Origin of the sequence: Marinobacterium sp. MBR-111 (assembly GCF_040547585.1) — a bacterium.
GTDB lineage: Bacteria > Pseudomonadota > Gammaproteobacteria > Pseudomonadales > Balneatricaceae > Marinobacterium > Marinobacterium iners.
In genome coordinates, this window is record NZ_JBEPQA010000002.1 from 103,045 (window position 1) to 119,114 (window position 16,070).

At 55.4% G+C, this 16,070-nt stretch carries 13 protein-coding genes; 1 reads left to right on the forward strand and 12 read right to left on the reverse strand.

Going from position 1 to position 16,070, the window contains the following annotated elements:
- Positions 1–61: 61 nt before the first annotated feature.
- Positions 62–991, reverse strand: coding sequence for an electron transfer flavoprotein subunit alpha/FixB family protein (locus ABIE61_RS02155; protein ID WP_354406296.1), 930 nt, complete (start codon positions 989–991; stop codon positions 62–64).
- Positions 991–1,740: an electron transfer flavoprotein subunit beta/FixA family protein gene (locus ABIE61_RS02160; RefSeq protein WP_354406298.1), complete on the reverse strand. Its 750-nt coding sequence runs from the start codon at positions 1,738–1,740 to the stop codon at positions 991–993. The genes ABIE61_RS02155 and ABIE61_RS02160 overlap by 1 nt, the downstream gene beginning before the upstream one ends.
- Before the next feature lie 265 nt (positions 1,741–2,005).
- Here ABIE61_RS02160 and ABIE61_RS02165 point away from each other — a divergent pair, with 265 nt between their 5' ends.
- A complete protein-coding gene (locus ABIE61_RS02165) occupies positions 2,006–3,640 on the forward strand; it encodes an electron transfer flavoprotein-ubiquinone oxidoreductase (protein WP_354406468.1) in 1,635 nt (544 codons plus the stop codon).
- Positions 3,641–3,748: 108 nt separating this feature from the next.
- On the opposite strand, the gene ABIE61_RS02170 is transcribed toward ABIE61_RS02165, so the two are convergent.
- The 10 genes from ABIE61_RS02170 to ABIE61_RS02215 all read right to left on the reverse strand — a co-directional run bounded on the left by ABIE61_RS02170 (position 3,749) and on the right by ABIE61_RS02215 (position 15,912).
- Positions 3,749–4,585 carry an ion transporter gene (locus tag ABIE61_RS02170; RefSeq protein ID WP_206841312.1) on the reverse strand — a complete coding sequence of 279 codons (837 nt, stop codon included), beginning with the start codon at positions 4,583–4,585 and terminating at the stop codon, positions 3,749–3,751.
- Between the two features lie 60 nt (positions 4,586–4,645).
- On the reverse strand, positions 4,646–6,586 hold the full coding sequence (locus tag ABIE61_RS02175; protein WP_354406300.1) for an alkaline phosphatase D family protein: 1,941 nt from the start codon (positions 6,584–6,586) through the stop codon (positions 4,646–4,648).
- Between the two features lie 59 nt (positions 6,587–6,645).
- Positions 6,646–6,831: a hypothetical protein gene (locus ABIE61_RS02180; RefSeq protein WP_354406301.1), complete on the reverse strand. Its 186-nt coding sequence runs from the start codon at positions 6,829–6,831 to the stop codon at positions 6,646–6,648.
- Positions 6,832–6,948: 117 nt separating this feature from the next.
- Positions 6,949–8,049, reverse strand: a complete 1,101-nt coding sequence (locus tag ABIE61_RS02185; protein ID WP_354406303.1) for a malate dehydrogenase — start codon at positions 8,047–8,049, stop codon at positions 6,949–6,951.
- A gap of 238 nt (positions 8,050–8,287) precedes the next feature.
- Complete coding sequence (locus ABIE61_RS02190; RefSeq protein WP_354406305.1) at positions 8,288–10,177, reverse strand: propionyl-CoA synthetase; 1,890 nt, start codon at positions 10,175–10,177, stop codon at positions 8,288–8,290.
- 94 nt (positions 10,178–10,271) lie between these two features.
- A complete protein-coding gene (mmsB, locus tag ABIE61_RS02195; protein WP_206841304.1) occupies positions 10,272–11,165 on the reverse strand; it encodes a 3-hydroxyisobutyrate dehydrogenase in 894 nt (297 codons plus the stop codon).
- Positions 11,166–11,218: 53 nt separating this feature from the next.
- On the reverse strand, positions 11,219–12,316 hold the full coding sequence (locus ABIE61_RS02200) for an enoyl-CoA hydratase/isomerase family protein (RefSeq protein ID WP_354406307.1): 1,098 nt from the start codon (positions 12,314–12,316) through the stop codon (positions 11,219–11,221).
- Positions 12,317–12,339: 23 nt separating this feature from the next.
- A complete protein-coding gene (locus ABIE61_RS02205) occupies positions 12,340–13,116 on the reverse strand; it encodes an enoyl-CoA hydratase (RefSeq protein ID WP_354406309.1) in 777 nt (258 codons plus the stop codon).
- 37 nt (positions 13,117–13,153) lie between these two features.
- Positions 13,154–14,308: an acyl-CoA dehydrogenase family protein gene (locus ABIE61_RS02210; RefSeq protein ID WP_091827020.1), complete on the reverse strand. Its 1,155-nt coding sequence runs from the start codon at positions 14,306–14,308 to the stop codon at positions 13,154–13,156.
- A gap of 110 nt (positions 14,309–14,418) precedes the next feature.
- Positions 14,419–15,912 carry a CoA-acylating methylmalonate-semialdehyde dehydrogenase gene (locus tag ABIE61_RS02215; RefSeq protein WP_354406311.1) on the reverse strand — a complete coding sequence of 498 codons (1,494 nt, stop codon included), beginning with the start codon at positions 15,910–15,912 and terminating at the stop codon, positions 14,419–14,421.
- Positions 15,913–16,070: the final 158 nt, after the last annotated feature.

A 16,070-nucleotide genomic window follows, 5' to 3' on the forward strand; every position in this document is an offset into this window, starting at 1 on the left:
ACCGGAGCCAGCTTAGCAGCTGGGCTCCGGTTTGGGCATTCTGAACTACGCTTTTCGTGGATTAAAGTGCACTGTCCAATTCAGGTAACGCGGTGAACAGATCAGCCACCAGACCATAATCGGCTACCTGGAAAATCGGTGCCTCTTCATCCTTGTTAATAGCGACAATTACTTTGGAATCTTTCATGCCTGCAAGATGCTGGATTGCACCGGAGATACCTACAGCTATGTAGAGCTCTGGCGCAACGATCTTGCCAGTCTGCCCTACCTGCATATCGTTGGGTGCAAAACCAGCATCGACAGCCGCACGAGAAGCGCCAACAGCGGCACCCAACTTGTCGGCAACCTTTTCCAGCAGGTGGAAATGCTCGCTGTCCGCCATGCCGCGTCCCCCGGCAATAACGACACGCGCCGACGTCAGTTCAGGACGATCAGACTTCGCCATTTCTTCACCGATAAACTGGCTAAGTCCGGTATCTTCAACCTGGCTCAGAGTTTCAACGGCTGCACTGCCACCTTCTGCCGCCACCGCGTCAAATGCGGTACCGCGAACAGTGATCACCTTGACCGCATCCAATGACTGAACGGTTGCAATGGCGTTACCGGCGTAAATTGGACGGGCAAAGGTATCGGCGGACTCCACCTTGATGATATCCGAGATCTGACCCACATCCAGCAATGCAGCAACCCGTGGCATAAAGTTTTTACCGTTGGCGGTCGCCGGTGCCAGAATATGCGTGAATCCTTCAGCCATGGATACGATCAGGGCTGCCATGTTTTCAGCAATTTCATGGTCATACGCCGGATTGTCCGCCAGCAGCACCTTACTGACGCCTGACGCCTGGGCTGCGGCATCAGCGGCAGCGGCACAACCGTTGCCAGCGACCAGCAGGGTAACGTCACCACCAATCTGTGCGGCAGCAGCCAAAGTGCTTAGAGTGGAAGGCTTCAGCACCTGATTGTCATGTTCAGCAATTACCAGAATACTCATCAGATCACCTTCGCCTCGTTCTTGAGTTTATCGATCAGCTCAGCCACATCAGCCACTTTGATACCGGCTGAGCGTTCAGCTGGCGGCTCTACCTTAAGCAGTTTCGTGTGAGCCTTGATCGCGACCCCCAGATCTGCCGGCGTAAGCGTTTCCAGCGGCTTGCGCTTGGCTTTCATGATATTTGGCAACGAAGCATAACGCGGTTCATTCAACCGAAGGTCTACCGTCACCACTGCAGGTGTATTAACTACAACGGTCTGCAGACCACCATCCACTTCGCGCGTGACAGTAACCTTGTTGCCATCAATTTTAACTTCGGACGCAAAGGTTCCCTGTCCCATACCCGTCAGTGCCGCCAGCATCTGACCGGTCTGATTATTGTCGGAGTCGATTGCCTGCTTGCCCATCAATATCAGATCAGGCTTCTCATTTTCGACTACCTTGGCCAGCAGTTTTGCCACCGAGAGAGACTCCAGCGGATCATCGCTCTGAACCAGAATGGCCCGATCGGCACCAAGAGCCAGCGCCGTGCGCAGCTGTTCCTGAGCGGCCTGAGGCCCCAGAGAGACCACGACTACCTCGCTGGCTTGACCGGACTCTTTCAGGCGAACCGCTTCCTCGACTGCGATTTCGCAGAAGGGGTTAATTGCCATTTTTACATTATTCAGATCAACGTCGGACTGGTCGGATTTAACCCGGACCTTGACGTTGTAGTCGATAACTCGCTTAACCGTTACCAGCACCTTCATTGTCATATCCTTTGCTTGTTGTTATGGGTCACCGGAGGCGACTTCACCTCTTTTGGGCATTGTCACGCATGATAACCAGCCACACAGAATAAGCAATAACCCCTATCCAAAAGCCTCGCCAGACCAGATCAATATCGATAATTTCAGAAATAAGGGTTTTCACTTATACTAATTTACATACAATAGAGTCAGTCATAATGACTTACAATAAATAGAAGAATAAACCATCTGCACCGATGGAGGAGCAACCGTGAATCGCGAATCGATGGAATTTGATGTAGTAATCGTAGGCGCCGGGCCTGCCGGGCTCTCGGCAGCGTGCCGTCTGATGCAACAGGCCAAGTCAGCCGAGCAGGAACTGACCGTTTGTGTAGTTGAAAAAGGATCTGAGGTCGGCGCCCATATTCTTTCCGGTGCCGTGATGGAAACCCGCGCACTGGATGAGCTCTTCCCCGACTGGAAAGAGAATGGTGCCCCACTGAAAACGCCTGTGACAGAAGATCAGGTGTTTCTGCTCAAGAATGAAACCGGTGCCATCAAACTGCCCAACGCCTTTGTGCCCAAGACCATGCACAACGACGGCAACTATGTTGTCAGCCTCGCCAATGTCACCCGCTGGCTGGGTGAACAGGCAGAACAGCTGGGTGTAGAAGTGTTCCCGGGCTTTGCCGCCGCCGAAGTACTGTACAACGAGGACGGCAGTGTTAAAGGGATCGCAACCGGTAATATGGGTGTGACCGCCAGCGGTGAACAGGGCCCCAACTACATGCCCGGCATGGAACTGCATGCCAAATACACGATTTTCTCCGAGGGCTGTCGTGGCCACTTGGGCAAACAATTGATCGAGAAGTTTGCGCTCGACAAGGATGCCGACCCTCAACACTACGGCATCGGTATCAAGGAGCTGTGGGATATTGACCCTTCCAAACACAAGCCCGGCCTGGTCGTACACGGCTCCGGCTGGCCGCTGAGCGACGGCGCCAGTGGCGGTTTTTTCCTCTACCATGCCGAAGACAACCAGGTCGTTGTGGGTCTGATTATCGACCTGAACTATTCCAACCCATATCTAAGCCCGTTCGACGAGTTCCAGCGCATGAAACATCACCCCGAGATCAAGCAGTATCTCGAAGGTGGCAAGCGCGTGGCCTACGGCGCCCGAGCCATCACCAAAGGAGGCTTCAACACCCTGCCGAAGATGACCATGCCAGGTGCCCTGCTGATCGGCTGTGATGCCGGCACGCTGAACTTTTCCAAGATCAAGGGCATTCATACTGCCATGAAATCCGGCATGCTGGCGGCAGAGTCGATTGCAGCGGCACTGGTTAATGGCGATGCAGGCGGCAAGGACCTGACCGGCTTTACCGATGCCTACCAGGCCTCATGGCTGTATGACGAGCTGTATCGTGGACGCAACTTCGGCCCGGCGATGCACAAATTCGGCCCTTATCTGGGCGGTGCGTTCAACTATATCGACCAGAACTGGTTCGGCGGCAAAATCCCGGTGACCCTGCATGACCTGCATAAGGATCATGAGCAGCTTAAGCTGGCCAGTGAGAGTACGGAAATTCAGTACCCGAAACCGGATGGCGTCCTGTCGTTCGACAAACTCTCATCCGTGTTTCTTTCCAACACCAACCACGAAGAGGATCAGCCCTGCCACCTGCAGCTGAAAGACCCGAGCATCCCCATCAACCAGAACCTGCCCAAATATGCCGAACCGGCTCAGCGATACTGCCCTGCCGGTGTGTATGAAGTGGTGGAAGGCGATAGTGGCCCGCAGTTCCAGATCAATGCGCAGAACTGCGTCCACTGCAAGACCTGTGATATCAAGGACCCGGCCCAAAACATCAACTGGGTGGTACCTGAAGGTGCCGGCGGGCCGAACTACCCCAATATGTAGGTGAAGTAACAAGGCCGGCTTTAAGCCGGCCTTGTTACTTCAGAATCAGAATATGGTCAGCAGCTTTGACAAGCACGCTCCAGCTGCAAAGCAGTGACTACAGTTAACTCACCGGTTACGCATCCGCTCCTGTTCAAGTGCTGTCTCAATGCGCTGTAGTTGCTCGCTCATGGCAACCATATGCTCACGCATCCAGTGAATTTCGGCGGCCTCCCCCTCCCCGGACTCCAACTGCTCCGCGGCGCTCTCCTTCTGCATCACATCCAGCACAATACCAATCATCATGTTCAGGAATATGAACGCCGTGAGGAAAATGAAGCTCAGATAGAAGATCCAACTCAGCGGATACTCTTCCATGGTGGCGTACATGACATCGGTCCAGTCCTCAAAGGTCGCCACACGGAACAGCGTCAGCATCGAAATGGTGATATTACCCCACAGGAAGGGGTCGATGTTTTCAAACAGAAAACTGCCAATGGCCGCATATATGTAGAATATGATGAACATAAGCAAAGCCACATAACCCATGCGCGGAATGGATTTCACCAGCGCCGCCAGCAACATACGCAGCTCAGGGATCATGGAGACCAGTCGCAGAACACGGAAGACCCTGAGCAGACGTGCAATCAGGACCATTTCGGAGTCATTGATCGGTACCAGACTGGCCACAACAATCACGAAATCAAAGATGTTCCAACCTTTCTTGAAAAAGTCGAAGAACCGCTTTTCCGCTGCCATCCTGACGATGATTTCAAACAGGAAAAACAGCGTGACACCCAGATCGAGCCAGTTGATCAGTTGGTCAAACCTTGACGTTTCTTCGTAAGTCTTGGCCCCGATCAGCAGCGCCGAGGTAACAATGACCAGAATGACAAAGGTCTCGAACAGCTTATTGGCACGCAGCCGCTCAAGCCTGTCCTGAAGTCGAGTCCAGTAAATCCTCATGCGACGTACTCTCCGCAGCAAAATGGTAGATAGGCGCGCGGATTATACGTCAGCGCCCCCTCAGCCCCAATGCTCCTCTTCGTCGGTCAGATCAAAACGTACATCTCGGCCATCAGCCCCCAGCTGCCAGACCTCTTCCGGCTCACCATCCGCGGCAAAGCGAACCAGCCCTATACCCGCCTTATTAACCAACCGACAGCCCTCTGCTGCACCTTCCGGGCGCCGGGGGGATACTTTCATCAGGCGACGTCGCGTAAACCAGTTTAACGGCGATGAAGGGGCGTAGAGCCAACGATTGAGCCGGTCGAATAAAGTCAGCAAACGAGGCGGGAACTCGTTTTTCAGACCGCTGCTGGTGATCTGCCAGATTTTTGGTCCACCCTTGCGGAAACGGATCTCGATGTCGTACACAAATGAGTAGTGCACATCCCCCGAGAGCACGACAAAATGCTCAGGTGTACGCGTATGGCGGAAAATGTTCAGGATCACGTTGGCTGCACCTGGGTGTGCCATCCAGTTTTCTGCATCCACCATCAGAGGCTGGCCGAAAGTGGTGAAAGTCTTTTGTACCGCCTCGATCAGTTTTACACCAAACACAGGGGCCGGGGAGACCAGAATCACGGCTTTTCGATCCAGCAGGTGCTGCTGTAACTCGGTGAGTGCCTCCCAGTCCATCAACCCTGAAGGGCTGTTCAGGTTGCGCTCGGCGCGCCAGCGGCGGGTACGCGTATCCAGCACCAGCACACCGGGATCAATGGGGATAAGGTAGTCCCAGCGCTGAAACGCTATCAGCTCATCAATCAGGCTGTGGTGATCTTCTTCATCGTGTGTTTTAAGCCAACGCTCCACATGCTCACTCAAATGTTTGCGGATCTTGCGTGGCGCGTTGCCACTGCCCTGACAAAGCAGATAACCGATCATCGCATTACCAATGATCTGTCGTGAGAAGGGATGACTATAGGCGGACAACTCCCATGCAGCCGACAAATTCCAGTCATCCGTAACATCATGGTCATCAAAGATCATGTACGTGGGTAAATGTGCCATCACCCGGCGAACCTGAGGCAACTGTGCACGAAACCCAAGAATGGCATCCAATTCGTGGTCATACAGCTCGGCATGACGGGGGGAAAGCGCTGGCGGGTTCAGATCAATCCCTTGCCAGGCCTTTGGCGACCAGATCAGACAATAGCTGGCGATCACCTCAGCAAAGGTAATCAGGTGATTATGTGCGGAGTCACTGGTGAAAATGGGCTTGCGTACCCCGGCAAAAAAGCGTTCCCGAACATTTTCACTCAGCTGATCCTTGGGCAAAAGCTGTTCACGTTGATAGTAGCAATACGGGCTTTGCCTCAGCTCAATGCCACTGTCAGCCCCCCCTCCCTCGAGTGTTTCATCCCACAGCCCCAGACGATCACTGAGCTGATGAGCCGCCCTTAGCATTGGCCCTGCCACATCATCCGCGTAGAGCTGGTCACCACTGAGCATCAACACGGCCGGCCAGTCAGCCGGTGCAGCAAGATGCAGCTCCAGCCAGGCGTCGGCACGCGCCAGCCCATCCCTTGATGGATAATGCGGCTTGCGGCAAGAGCCATGCAGCATTGAGCGCAGCTGAGGCTGGATCACAAACCCGGGCAAAAGCTCACCAGGATAGAGAAGGTCCGGACCCCACTCCTGTATGGAGCACCAACGAGTATCGCCCTGAGCACGAATCAGCAGATCGTAATCAATGCGCTCCCCGGTAGGCAGTGGATTTTCCGGCTGCAGATTCAGCAGGCAGATCCAGGCATGCTCGCCAACTTGAAGTGACCAGCATTCGTCTTTCGTAAGAACCCTGTCAAGCACTCCCCCCTGAGTGGTTTTCAGCCGCAGGGAAAAGTCCAGCACCTCAGTGGTCAGGCACCAGATTGTCAGTTCATCAGGCGTGATTCGGCGCAGAATGGGGCCAACCAAAACGGGAAAACGTGCGTCGGAACTGGAGGGAGGCAGAGATATCGACATTGTTCAGATTGAGGCCAAACTCACATCGTTTGGCCCGGGTCTCCTGAGGTGGAAGGTTATCAGTGCAGAGGTTCCTCGTATTTTTTACGGATCGCCATTAAAGCAGGCTGAATATCCAGAGGCGCATAGTTCATGGCCTGCTCAAACAGCTCCTTGTTCTCTTCCGAAAGACGCTCTTCCTCGCTCATGGCCGAGAGCTGCTTCATGGCTTCAATGAATTTGGGGTGTGGAGTGTTGTTGCTCATGGGATGCTCCTCCGCGCTGTTGGGGCAGAGATCAAGTGCTCTGCACGCCTATTGTGCCCGTCAAGGCGCATCAGAACCAGCCCGCAGGGTGGTAAAAACCTTGCGGGCCAAGTCAAGTTACATCACCCGATTGGTGGTCAGGTACTTGGAAGCAGCGTCCGGGCCTGTGCCATCGGCATAGAGGGTAACGCCCGAGCGCAGGCAGATCGACAGGTTTTGATGTGATGCCTCGGTTTCAGGAGGCAGCAGATGGTTGACCGCAGCCTTCTCTTCAAGCAGCTCTGCTTCCGTGACCTTCATCATCTCGCGGCTCCAGTCTGATATGTCCAGACCACGTACGATCTGATACCGCCCGTAGTCACAACGCACCGGGAAAGAGTAGAAAATGCCCTTTTCGATGCCGTAACTGCCATCGCTCAAAATCCCCATACTGACGATTTCACCCGGTTGTGTTCCCAGCATCCAGTCATGCATGTGATCCACCACCGCCTGAGCAGCGGAGGCGGCACTGGACACGCCACGGGCCGCAATAATCTCGCCACCTCGTGTCTGGATCTTGGGGATGAACACTTCGCGATACCACCGCTCGTCAATCTGCGCCATCACCGGCTCATCCAGTACAGTAGCCTGATGCAGATCAGGAAACTGGGTGGTGGAATGGTTGCCCCAGATCACCACACGGCTGATGTTGCGCGGGTTGGCACCGGTATGGTTGGCCAGTATTCCCTTGGCACGATTGTGGTCCAGTCGCGTCAGCGCCGTGAACTGGGATGGACTCAGCTTGGGCGCATTGCGACTGGCGATCAATGCATTGGTATTGGCCGGATTCCCCACGACCAGGACCTTGACGTCGCGGTTGGCATGATTATTCAACGCCTGACCCTGACGCGTGAAAATTTCTGCATTGGACTCCAGCAAGTCACTGCGCTCCATGCCTGGTCCCCTTGGACGGGCGCCGATCAGCAGTGCGTAGTGCACATTATCGAAACCGTCTTCCACGTTGTCATGCAGAGTGATGGTATGCAGCAACGGGTAGGCACAGTCCTCCAGCTCCATTGCAAGACCACGCAAGGCTTCCATACGATCAGGCATTTCAATCAGCTGGAGAATCACCGGCTGGTCCTTACCGAACATCTCGCCGCTGGCGATTTTGAATAACAAGTTGTTACTGATAGCACCGGCAGCGCCGGTAACGGCTATTCGGACAGGTCTGCGCATGATGACTCCCTCAAGTTGGTCTGCGAAGCGAAACGAATACGACTAAAGTCGTACCATTCAACGAATCGGCACACAACATGGCAAGTGAATCAGGCGGAATCAGGCAATCCCGAAATTGAACAAGCAACAAAAAAGAGGGAATCACTTCCCTCAAGCCCGAGAGACCATCCATGGCTTGGGTATGCAAGCATGGGGTCGGAGAAACAGAGTGATGGGCCCCACGACGGGGGCCCGGAGGTCAGGCAATACCTACCGCTTTGATCTTTTCTTCGATCTCCGGCAGGATGCTTTCGTCATCGATCGTCGATGGCATTTTGTACTCTTCGCTGGCCGCAATTTTGCGCAAAATGGCACGCAGGATCTTGCCTGAGCGTGTTTTCGGCAGTCGCTGCACCACGACCGCACGGCGGAAACAGGCCAGTGCACCCACCTGTTCGCGCACCATCGCAACCAACTCACTTTCTAGCTGGTCTTCATCGATTTCGACGCCAGCCTTGAGCACAATCAGCCCCACTGGAACCTGCCCTTTGAGTTCATCCGCCATGCCAATAACGGCACACTCAGCAACCGCGGCATGAGCGGAGACCACCTCTTCCATCTCACCGGTTGACAGGCGATGACCTGACACGTTGATCACATCATCTGTCCGGCCGGTGATATAAACGTAGTTATCTTCATCCTTATAGCCACCATCACCGGTGTGGTAGTAACCCGGAAATGCAGTCAGGTACGAGCTGACAAATCGATCATTGTTGTTCCAGATGCTCCAGGCAACGCCCGGCGGCAGCGGCAGCTTAATGCAGATGTTACCGGCTTCCATCGCCCCAACAGGCTCACCGTCGCCATCCAGTACCTGAATATCGTAGCCAGGAATCGGTTTGTTGGTAGATCCAAGACGGGGCTCTGAGGGGGAATCCCAACCCATCATTGGCGCGGTCACCGGCCAACCGGTTTCAGTCTGCCACCAGTGGTCAACGACCGGCACTTTTAACAGATCATCCAGCCAGTAGTAGGTTGAGGAATCCAGTTTTTCGCCGGCCACAAAGATCCAGCGCAGACTGCTCAGATCGTATTTTTTGGCCAGATCACCTTGCGCATCTTCCTTGCGCACCGCACGGAAAGCCGTTGGCGCACAAAACATGGAGTTGACCTTGTACTCTTCAATGATGCGCCAAAAGGCACCGGCATCCGGTGTCTTGATCGGCTTGCCTTCATAGAAAATCGCACTGCAGCCACCCATCAGCGGGCCGTAGACGATGAACGAGTGTCCCACCACCCAGCCAATGTCCGAAGCACCCCACCAGACATCACCGGCTTCCATGCCATAGACGTTGTTCAACGCGTAGCGCAATGCAACGGCATAGCCACCATTGTCGCGAACGATCCCCTTGGGCTGACCGGTAGTACCGGATGTATAGAGAATATAGAGCGGATCGGAACCCTTGACCGGAACGCATTCGGCCGGTTCTACACCTTCCTGCGCCTGATACCAGTCCAGATCACGACTGGGATCCATCTCGGCCTTCAGCATTGGACGCTGGCAGACCAGCGTGTGCGGAGGCCTATGGCTGGCCAGTTCAATTGCCTTATCGACTAACGGCTTGTATGCGATTTTTTTATCGAATTCAACACCGCAGGAGGCGGTCAGAATCACCTTGGGTTTGGCATCGTCAATGCGAATTGCCAGTTCATGCGGCGCAAAGCCGCCAAACACCACTGAGTGAACCGCTCCCAGACGAGCACATGCCAGCATGGCAACAGCGGCTTCAGGGATCATCGGCATGTAGATGACGACGGTATCACCCTTTTCAACACCCAAGTTTCGCAGGGTGCCAGCAAAACGACTGACACGTCCCTTCAGGTCGTTGAAGGTGATCGCTTCCTTGGTATCGGTGACAGGCGAGTCGTAGTAAAGCGCCACCTGATCCCCACGCCCCTGCTCCACTTGATGGTCAACCGCCAGATAGCAGGTGTTCAGCTCGCCATCGGCGTACCAGCTGTGCGTACCCCAGTCGGTGGTGGTCAAAGTGGTTTGCGGTGCCTTGTACCAGGCAATATTTTTGGCCTGCTCTGCCCAGTAGGCCTCGGGGTTGGCGATAGACGCGCGGTATTGTTCGTTGTAATCCATGCTCCACCTCATTTTATTCTTGTTATCGTGCGCGGCCCTTAACTTCAGAACCGAGTCAAGAGCCGCGCCGCAGACCGGAACCGGTCCGTCCGGCTTATTCGGCGTCCTGATAGAGTCGAATCAGGCTGGAGAAATCCAGCGCACCGTTACCGGCTGACTTGTGAAGGTTAAACAGTGCACGGGCTGCCGACCCCATCGGGGTAGCCGATGCACTCTGTTGACTAACTTCCATCGCCAGCCCCAAATCCTTGAACATCAAATCCACCATGAAGCCACCCTGGTAGTCACGCGAAGCTGGCACGCCATCCATCACACCCGGAACCGGGTTGTATACCTGAAGCGCCCAGTTGTTGCCGGAGCTCTGCTTCATGATGTCAGACAGCACCTTCGGATCCAGGCCGTTTTTCATGCCCATGTTCAAGGCTTCACACGTGCCGGCCATCAGAATGCCCAACAGCATGTTGTTACATACCTTGGCCACCTGGCCTGCGCCATGATCGCCGGCATGGAAGATGTTCTTGCCCATGCACTCAAGCACCGGTTTTGCCTGTGCAAACTGGGATTCGGACCCACCAACGATAAAGGTCAGCGTACCGGCCTGGGCACCGCCCACCCCACCGGAAACCGGTGCATCGATAAAGCCAATACCCTTGGCGGCACCGGCCGCGGCCACACGACGTGCCGTATCGGCATCGATGGTTGAGCTATCGATCACCAGCGTATTGCTGTCGATCAGATCAAACAGAGGTTGGTCGCCTGTTACAAAAAGCCCTTCAACATGCTTGCCGGCAGGCAGCATGGAAACGACAAAATCCACGCCTTTTACTGCGTCCTGAGCAGACCCGGCAGTCTGACAGCCCGCTTCCGCAGCCTGTGCCAGTGCCTGAGCGGACAGGTCAAACGCCTTGACGCTGTGACCCGCCTTGGCGAGATTGGCAGCCATTGGGCCGCCCATGTTACCCAGACCAATAAATGCGATTGTTGCCATAATGCTATTCCTTGTTTTTATTCTAAAAAGTCAAAGATGTGGATGATCGGTAATTACAGGTCTGCCAGTGGATGCTGCTGCCAGGGCGACTGAAACATACCCTCCAGAAACCGTGACTCAACCTCTTCAATGGAGGCAAAAGTCCAGTTGGGCTGACCGTCCTTGTCGATCAGCAGCGCACGCACGCCCTCCTGCAGTTCACGATGGCGGCAGCACTGTACGGATAGAATAAGCTCGTGCTGGAACACTTCCTTGAGTGACAGATGACGGCAGAGGTGCAGCTGCTCATGGATCATTTTGATCGAGAGCGGACTGCCGTGACTGATCGCCTTCTGTGCCCGCTTGATCCACTTGTCGTCGGACTCAAGCGCCAGCAGTGATTCAACCATCTCCTCAACGGAGTCATGGTCGGTCACTTCACGGATCAGGGCTTCATGGGCACGTATCGGCGCTGGCATCGCTTCAAAGATTTCACTGCATTCCTCTTCCAGTTCACGCAGCACTCGGCTGACAACGCCTCCGGCATCTTCACCCCAGTGCTCGCTCTGCAACCGCTCAAGCATGCCGTCACGCATATCTGCACTCAGGGCACGGTCGGCCAACCCCAGAAACAGCGCATCGGCCGCGTTGATCGGGTTGCCAGTGAGGCCGAGGAAGAGGCCAGTCCTCCCGGGCATGCGGTTGAGAAACCAGCTGCCACCGACATCCGGATAGAGACCGATGGTCACTTCCGGCATTGCCAGGTGCGAGGTTTCGGTCACGACGCGGTGACTGCAGCCGTTCATCAGGCCCATGCCCCCCCCCATGACAATGCCGCTGCCCCAGCAAATCACAGGCTTCGGGTAAGTGTGCAGGGTATAGTCAAGGCGATACTCACGGGTAAAGAACTGCTCCGGGAAGTCGGTATCCTCGGCCACCATTGCCTTGTAGAGATTGACGATATCACCGCCGGCACAGAACGCCTTGTCGCCGGCACTGTCCAGCAGCACCGCGACCACATTGGCATCATCACGCCACTCGTCAAGTTTCGGCTGGATCAGATCGATCATGTCCAGCGTCAGTGCGTTCAGTGATTTCTCCGCATTGAGGCGAATCTCTCCGATGATCTGGCCATCTTTTGTCGCGTGTTCAGTAAAGAGTACACAGCTCATACTTGGGCTCCCTTGACACCGACTCAGCGGTTTTTCCATTCGGCCTTGCGTTTTTCAAGAAACGCGTTGACCCCTTCACGTTGATCTTCGGTATGGAACAGGTCCACGAAGAGTTCACGCTCGATGATGTAGCCCTGATCCAGCGGACGACTGCGACCGGACTGAATCAGCGTCTTGCAGGCCGCTACTGCGGACGGGCTCTGCTCGCCTACCTGCTCGGCCAGCTGCAAGGCACGCTCCAGTGCCTGCCCCTGCTCGACCACCTCTTCGACCAGCCCGATCTCAAGCGCCTTGTCAGCCTTCAGTCGCTCGCCGCAGAGGATCATGCGCTTGGCCCAGCCTTCACCCACCAGCCAGGTCAGGTTTTGGGTGCCGCCAGCACAGGGCAACAGACCGACTTTTGCTTCGGGCAGAGCCATCTGGGCCTGAGTTTCGGCAATGCGAATATCACAGGCCAGCGCCACTTCCAGACCACCGCCCATGGCAAAGCCGTTGATCGCTGCGATGGATACGCCACGGAAACGGCTCAGGGTTTCAAAGGCCTCACCAAACAGTCGCGCCATATCACGAGCCACGCTGCGATCGCCATCGGCGAACAGCTTAAGATCGGCGCCAGCTGAGAAGAATTTTTCACCCTCTCCGGTCAACACCAGACTCCAGATATCACGGTCTTCATTCAGCTCGCCAACAATGCGCACTAGCGCCTGCAGACTATCGGCGGTCCAGGTATTGGCCGGCGGATTGTTCATGGTCAGCAGCGCAACATGGCCACGCTTTTCAACTCGAATCAGTTCAGACATTACCCTGTTCTCCTTATGCTGGACTTGTCAGTAGGGCTTAGAGCTCGGCAGCACCTTCCGCCAGTACGCGGCGGGAGATGATCAGACGCATCACTTCGTTAGTACCTTCCAGGATACGGTGCACACGGGTATCACGCAGATAACGCTCCAGCGGATACTCCTTGATGTAACCGTTGCCGCCATACAACTGCAGCGCTTCATCACAGATGTTGTAACACACATCCGTGGCGAAACGCTTGGCCATGGCACAATAGGTCGTAGCATCAGGATGCCCCTTATCCAGCTTACTGGCCGCCAGACGCACCATTTGACGTGCGGCGATCAGCTCGGTCTGCATATCGGCAATGCGGAACTGCAGCGCTTGAAAGTCAGCCAAACGCTTGCCAAACTGCTTGCGCTCCAGCATGTATTCGGTGGCCTTGTTCAGCGCCTGCTGAGCGGTACCGACGGAGCAGGTCGCGATGTTGATACGACCACCGTCCAGTCCCTTCATGGCGATCTTGAAGCCGTCACCTTCCTTGCTGAGCAGGTTCTCGGCCGGAACACGCACGTCTTCGAAGGTGATCATGCGGGTTGGCTGGCAATTCCAGCCCATCTTGTCTTCCTTGCGCCCGTAGCTGATACCGTCGCTTTTGGCATCAACCGCGAAAGCGGAAATACCGGAGGCACCCTCGCCTCCGGTACGCGCCATCACCACCAGCACATCCGTGCTGCCGGCACCGGAGATGAAAATTTTGCTGCCATTGAGTACATAGTGATCGCCGTCAAGGCGGGCCGTGGTTTTCAGGGACGCCGCATCGGAGCCGGCATTGGGTTCGGTCAAACAATAGGAACCCAACATCTGGCCAGTCGCCAGCCCCTCGCCCCACTGTTCGATCACGGCAGGACCACCGAAACTGGCGACCATCCAGCTCACCATGTTATGGATCGTGATGTAAGCGGTGGTGGAGGTGCACCCCATGGCCAGCTGTTCGAAAATGATACTGGCATCCAGCCGGCTAAGGCCCAGGCCACCCACCTCTTCGGGGGTATAGAGAGAGCAGAAACCCAACTCGCCAGCCTTTTGCAGCACCTCGATCGGAAAAATCGCCTCCTGATCCCACTCGGCTGCGTTGGGTTCCAGTTCATTCTGTGCGAACGCCCGCGCCATGTCGGCAAAGGCGATCTGGTCTTCATTCAGTTCAAAATCCATTCCATACCTCGGACGCACTCTGTTTATTGTTATGGTCACGGCGACCGGATCAATGATGCCTGCGCCGCCATGACTCGGTTATTGCAACAGCGTGTTCTGTTAGCCTCGCATTATTTCAACTGGATCGTCATGTTCGGGCCTGACGCGATGTCATCCTCGAACCAGCGAGCGGTCACTGTCTTGGTTTCGGTGTAGAACTTCACTGCCTGCTTGCCGTAAGCATGCTGATCACCGTAGAACGACTTGCGCCAGCCGGTGAAGGAGAACATCGGCAGCGGCACGGGTACCGGTACGTTGATGCCCACCTGACCCACCTTGATCTCGTGCTGGTACTTGCGAGCCGCCGCGCCGGACGACGTGAAGATAGAGGTGCCGTTGCCATACGGGTTTTCGTTGATCAGTGCGATCGCTTCCTCAATCGTATCCACTTCCAGTGCGATCAGTACCGGACCAAAGATCTCTTCCTGGTAGATCGACATGTCACGGCTCACGTTGCGGAACATGGTAGGACCAACCCAGTTGCCATCAGGATAGCCTTCCACCACACACTCGCTGCCATCCAGAATGCAGTCCGCGCCAGCATCCTTGCCTTCCTGAATCAGTCGCAACACACGCTCACGCGCCTGCGGATTGATCAATGGGCCATAACCGGCTTCGGGATCATTCCAGGCACCCGGGCGCACTTTTGCCAGCGCATCACGCACTTCCGGAATCCATTCACGAGCTTCACCCACGAATACCGCTACGGAGATGGCCATGCAACGCTGACCACCGGCACCGACGGACGCGCCCGCGATGTTATTGATCACCTGGTTCTTGGAGGCGTCGGGCATTACTACCATGTGGTTCTTGGCACCGGCGAAGGCCTGTACACGCTTCATGTGGTCGGTACCGGTGCGGTAGATGTGCTCACCCACGGTCACGGAGCCAACAAAGGAGATCGCCGGGGTATCCTTGTGGGTGAGAAGTTGATTCACCACATCCTTGGTACCGTGTACGATCTGCAGCAGGCCTTCAGGGGCACCCGCCTGTTGGAACAGCTCAGCAAGGCGCATCGGCGTCAGCGGGTCTTGCTCGGAAGGTTTGAGCACGAACGTGTTGCCGCAGGCGATTGCCATCGGGAACATCCACAGCGGAATCATCGCCGGGAAGTTGAACGGCGTAATGCCGACACATACGCCCAGCGGCTGGGTGATGCTGTAGCAATCGATCTTGCGAGCAACGTTTTCGACAGTCTCACCCATGCTCAGAGACGCGATGTTGCACGCGTGCTCAACTACCTCGATACCGCGCCACACATCACCCTTGGCGTCTTCAAAGGTCTTGCCGGTTTCTTGAGCCAGCAGTTCAGCCAGTTCATCGTGATGCTCTTTCAGCAGATGCTGGTAGCGCAGCATAAGACGGGCACGGTCACCAACGGAGGTTTCTTTCCAGGCCTCGAATGCAGTCTTGGCGGCTTCGATGGCGCGCTCAACCTCTTCGGGAGTCGCACAGGGAACCTGCGCCAGCACTTCCTGAGTCGCGGGATTGGTGACCGGCAGCCACTGGCTGGTTTCACTCTGGACAAATTCGCCACCGATCAGGAGTGGTACATGCTGAGTCATTCGTTTCACCTTCACTGTCAGATTTATTGTTGTTATCTGTTCAGAAAGCAGCCAAACCACCTTCTGTTTACGTTAACGTTAATTCCTTGTCCATTTTGTAACACAGCCCGAAGGTCCTCAGGATTGATAATGTTGCTCACATGATGGACTATATTGCT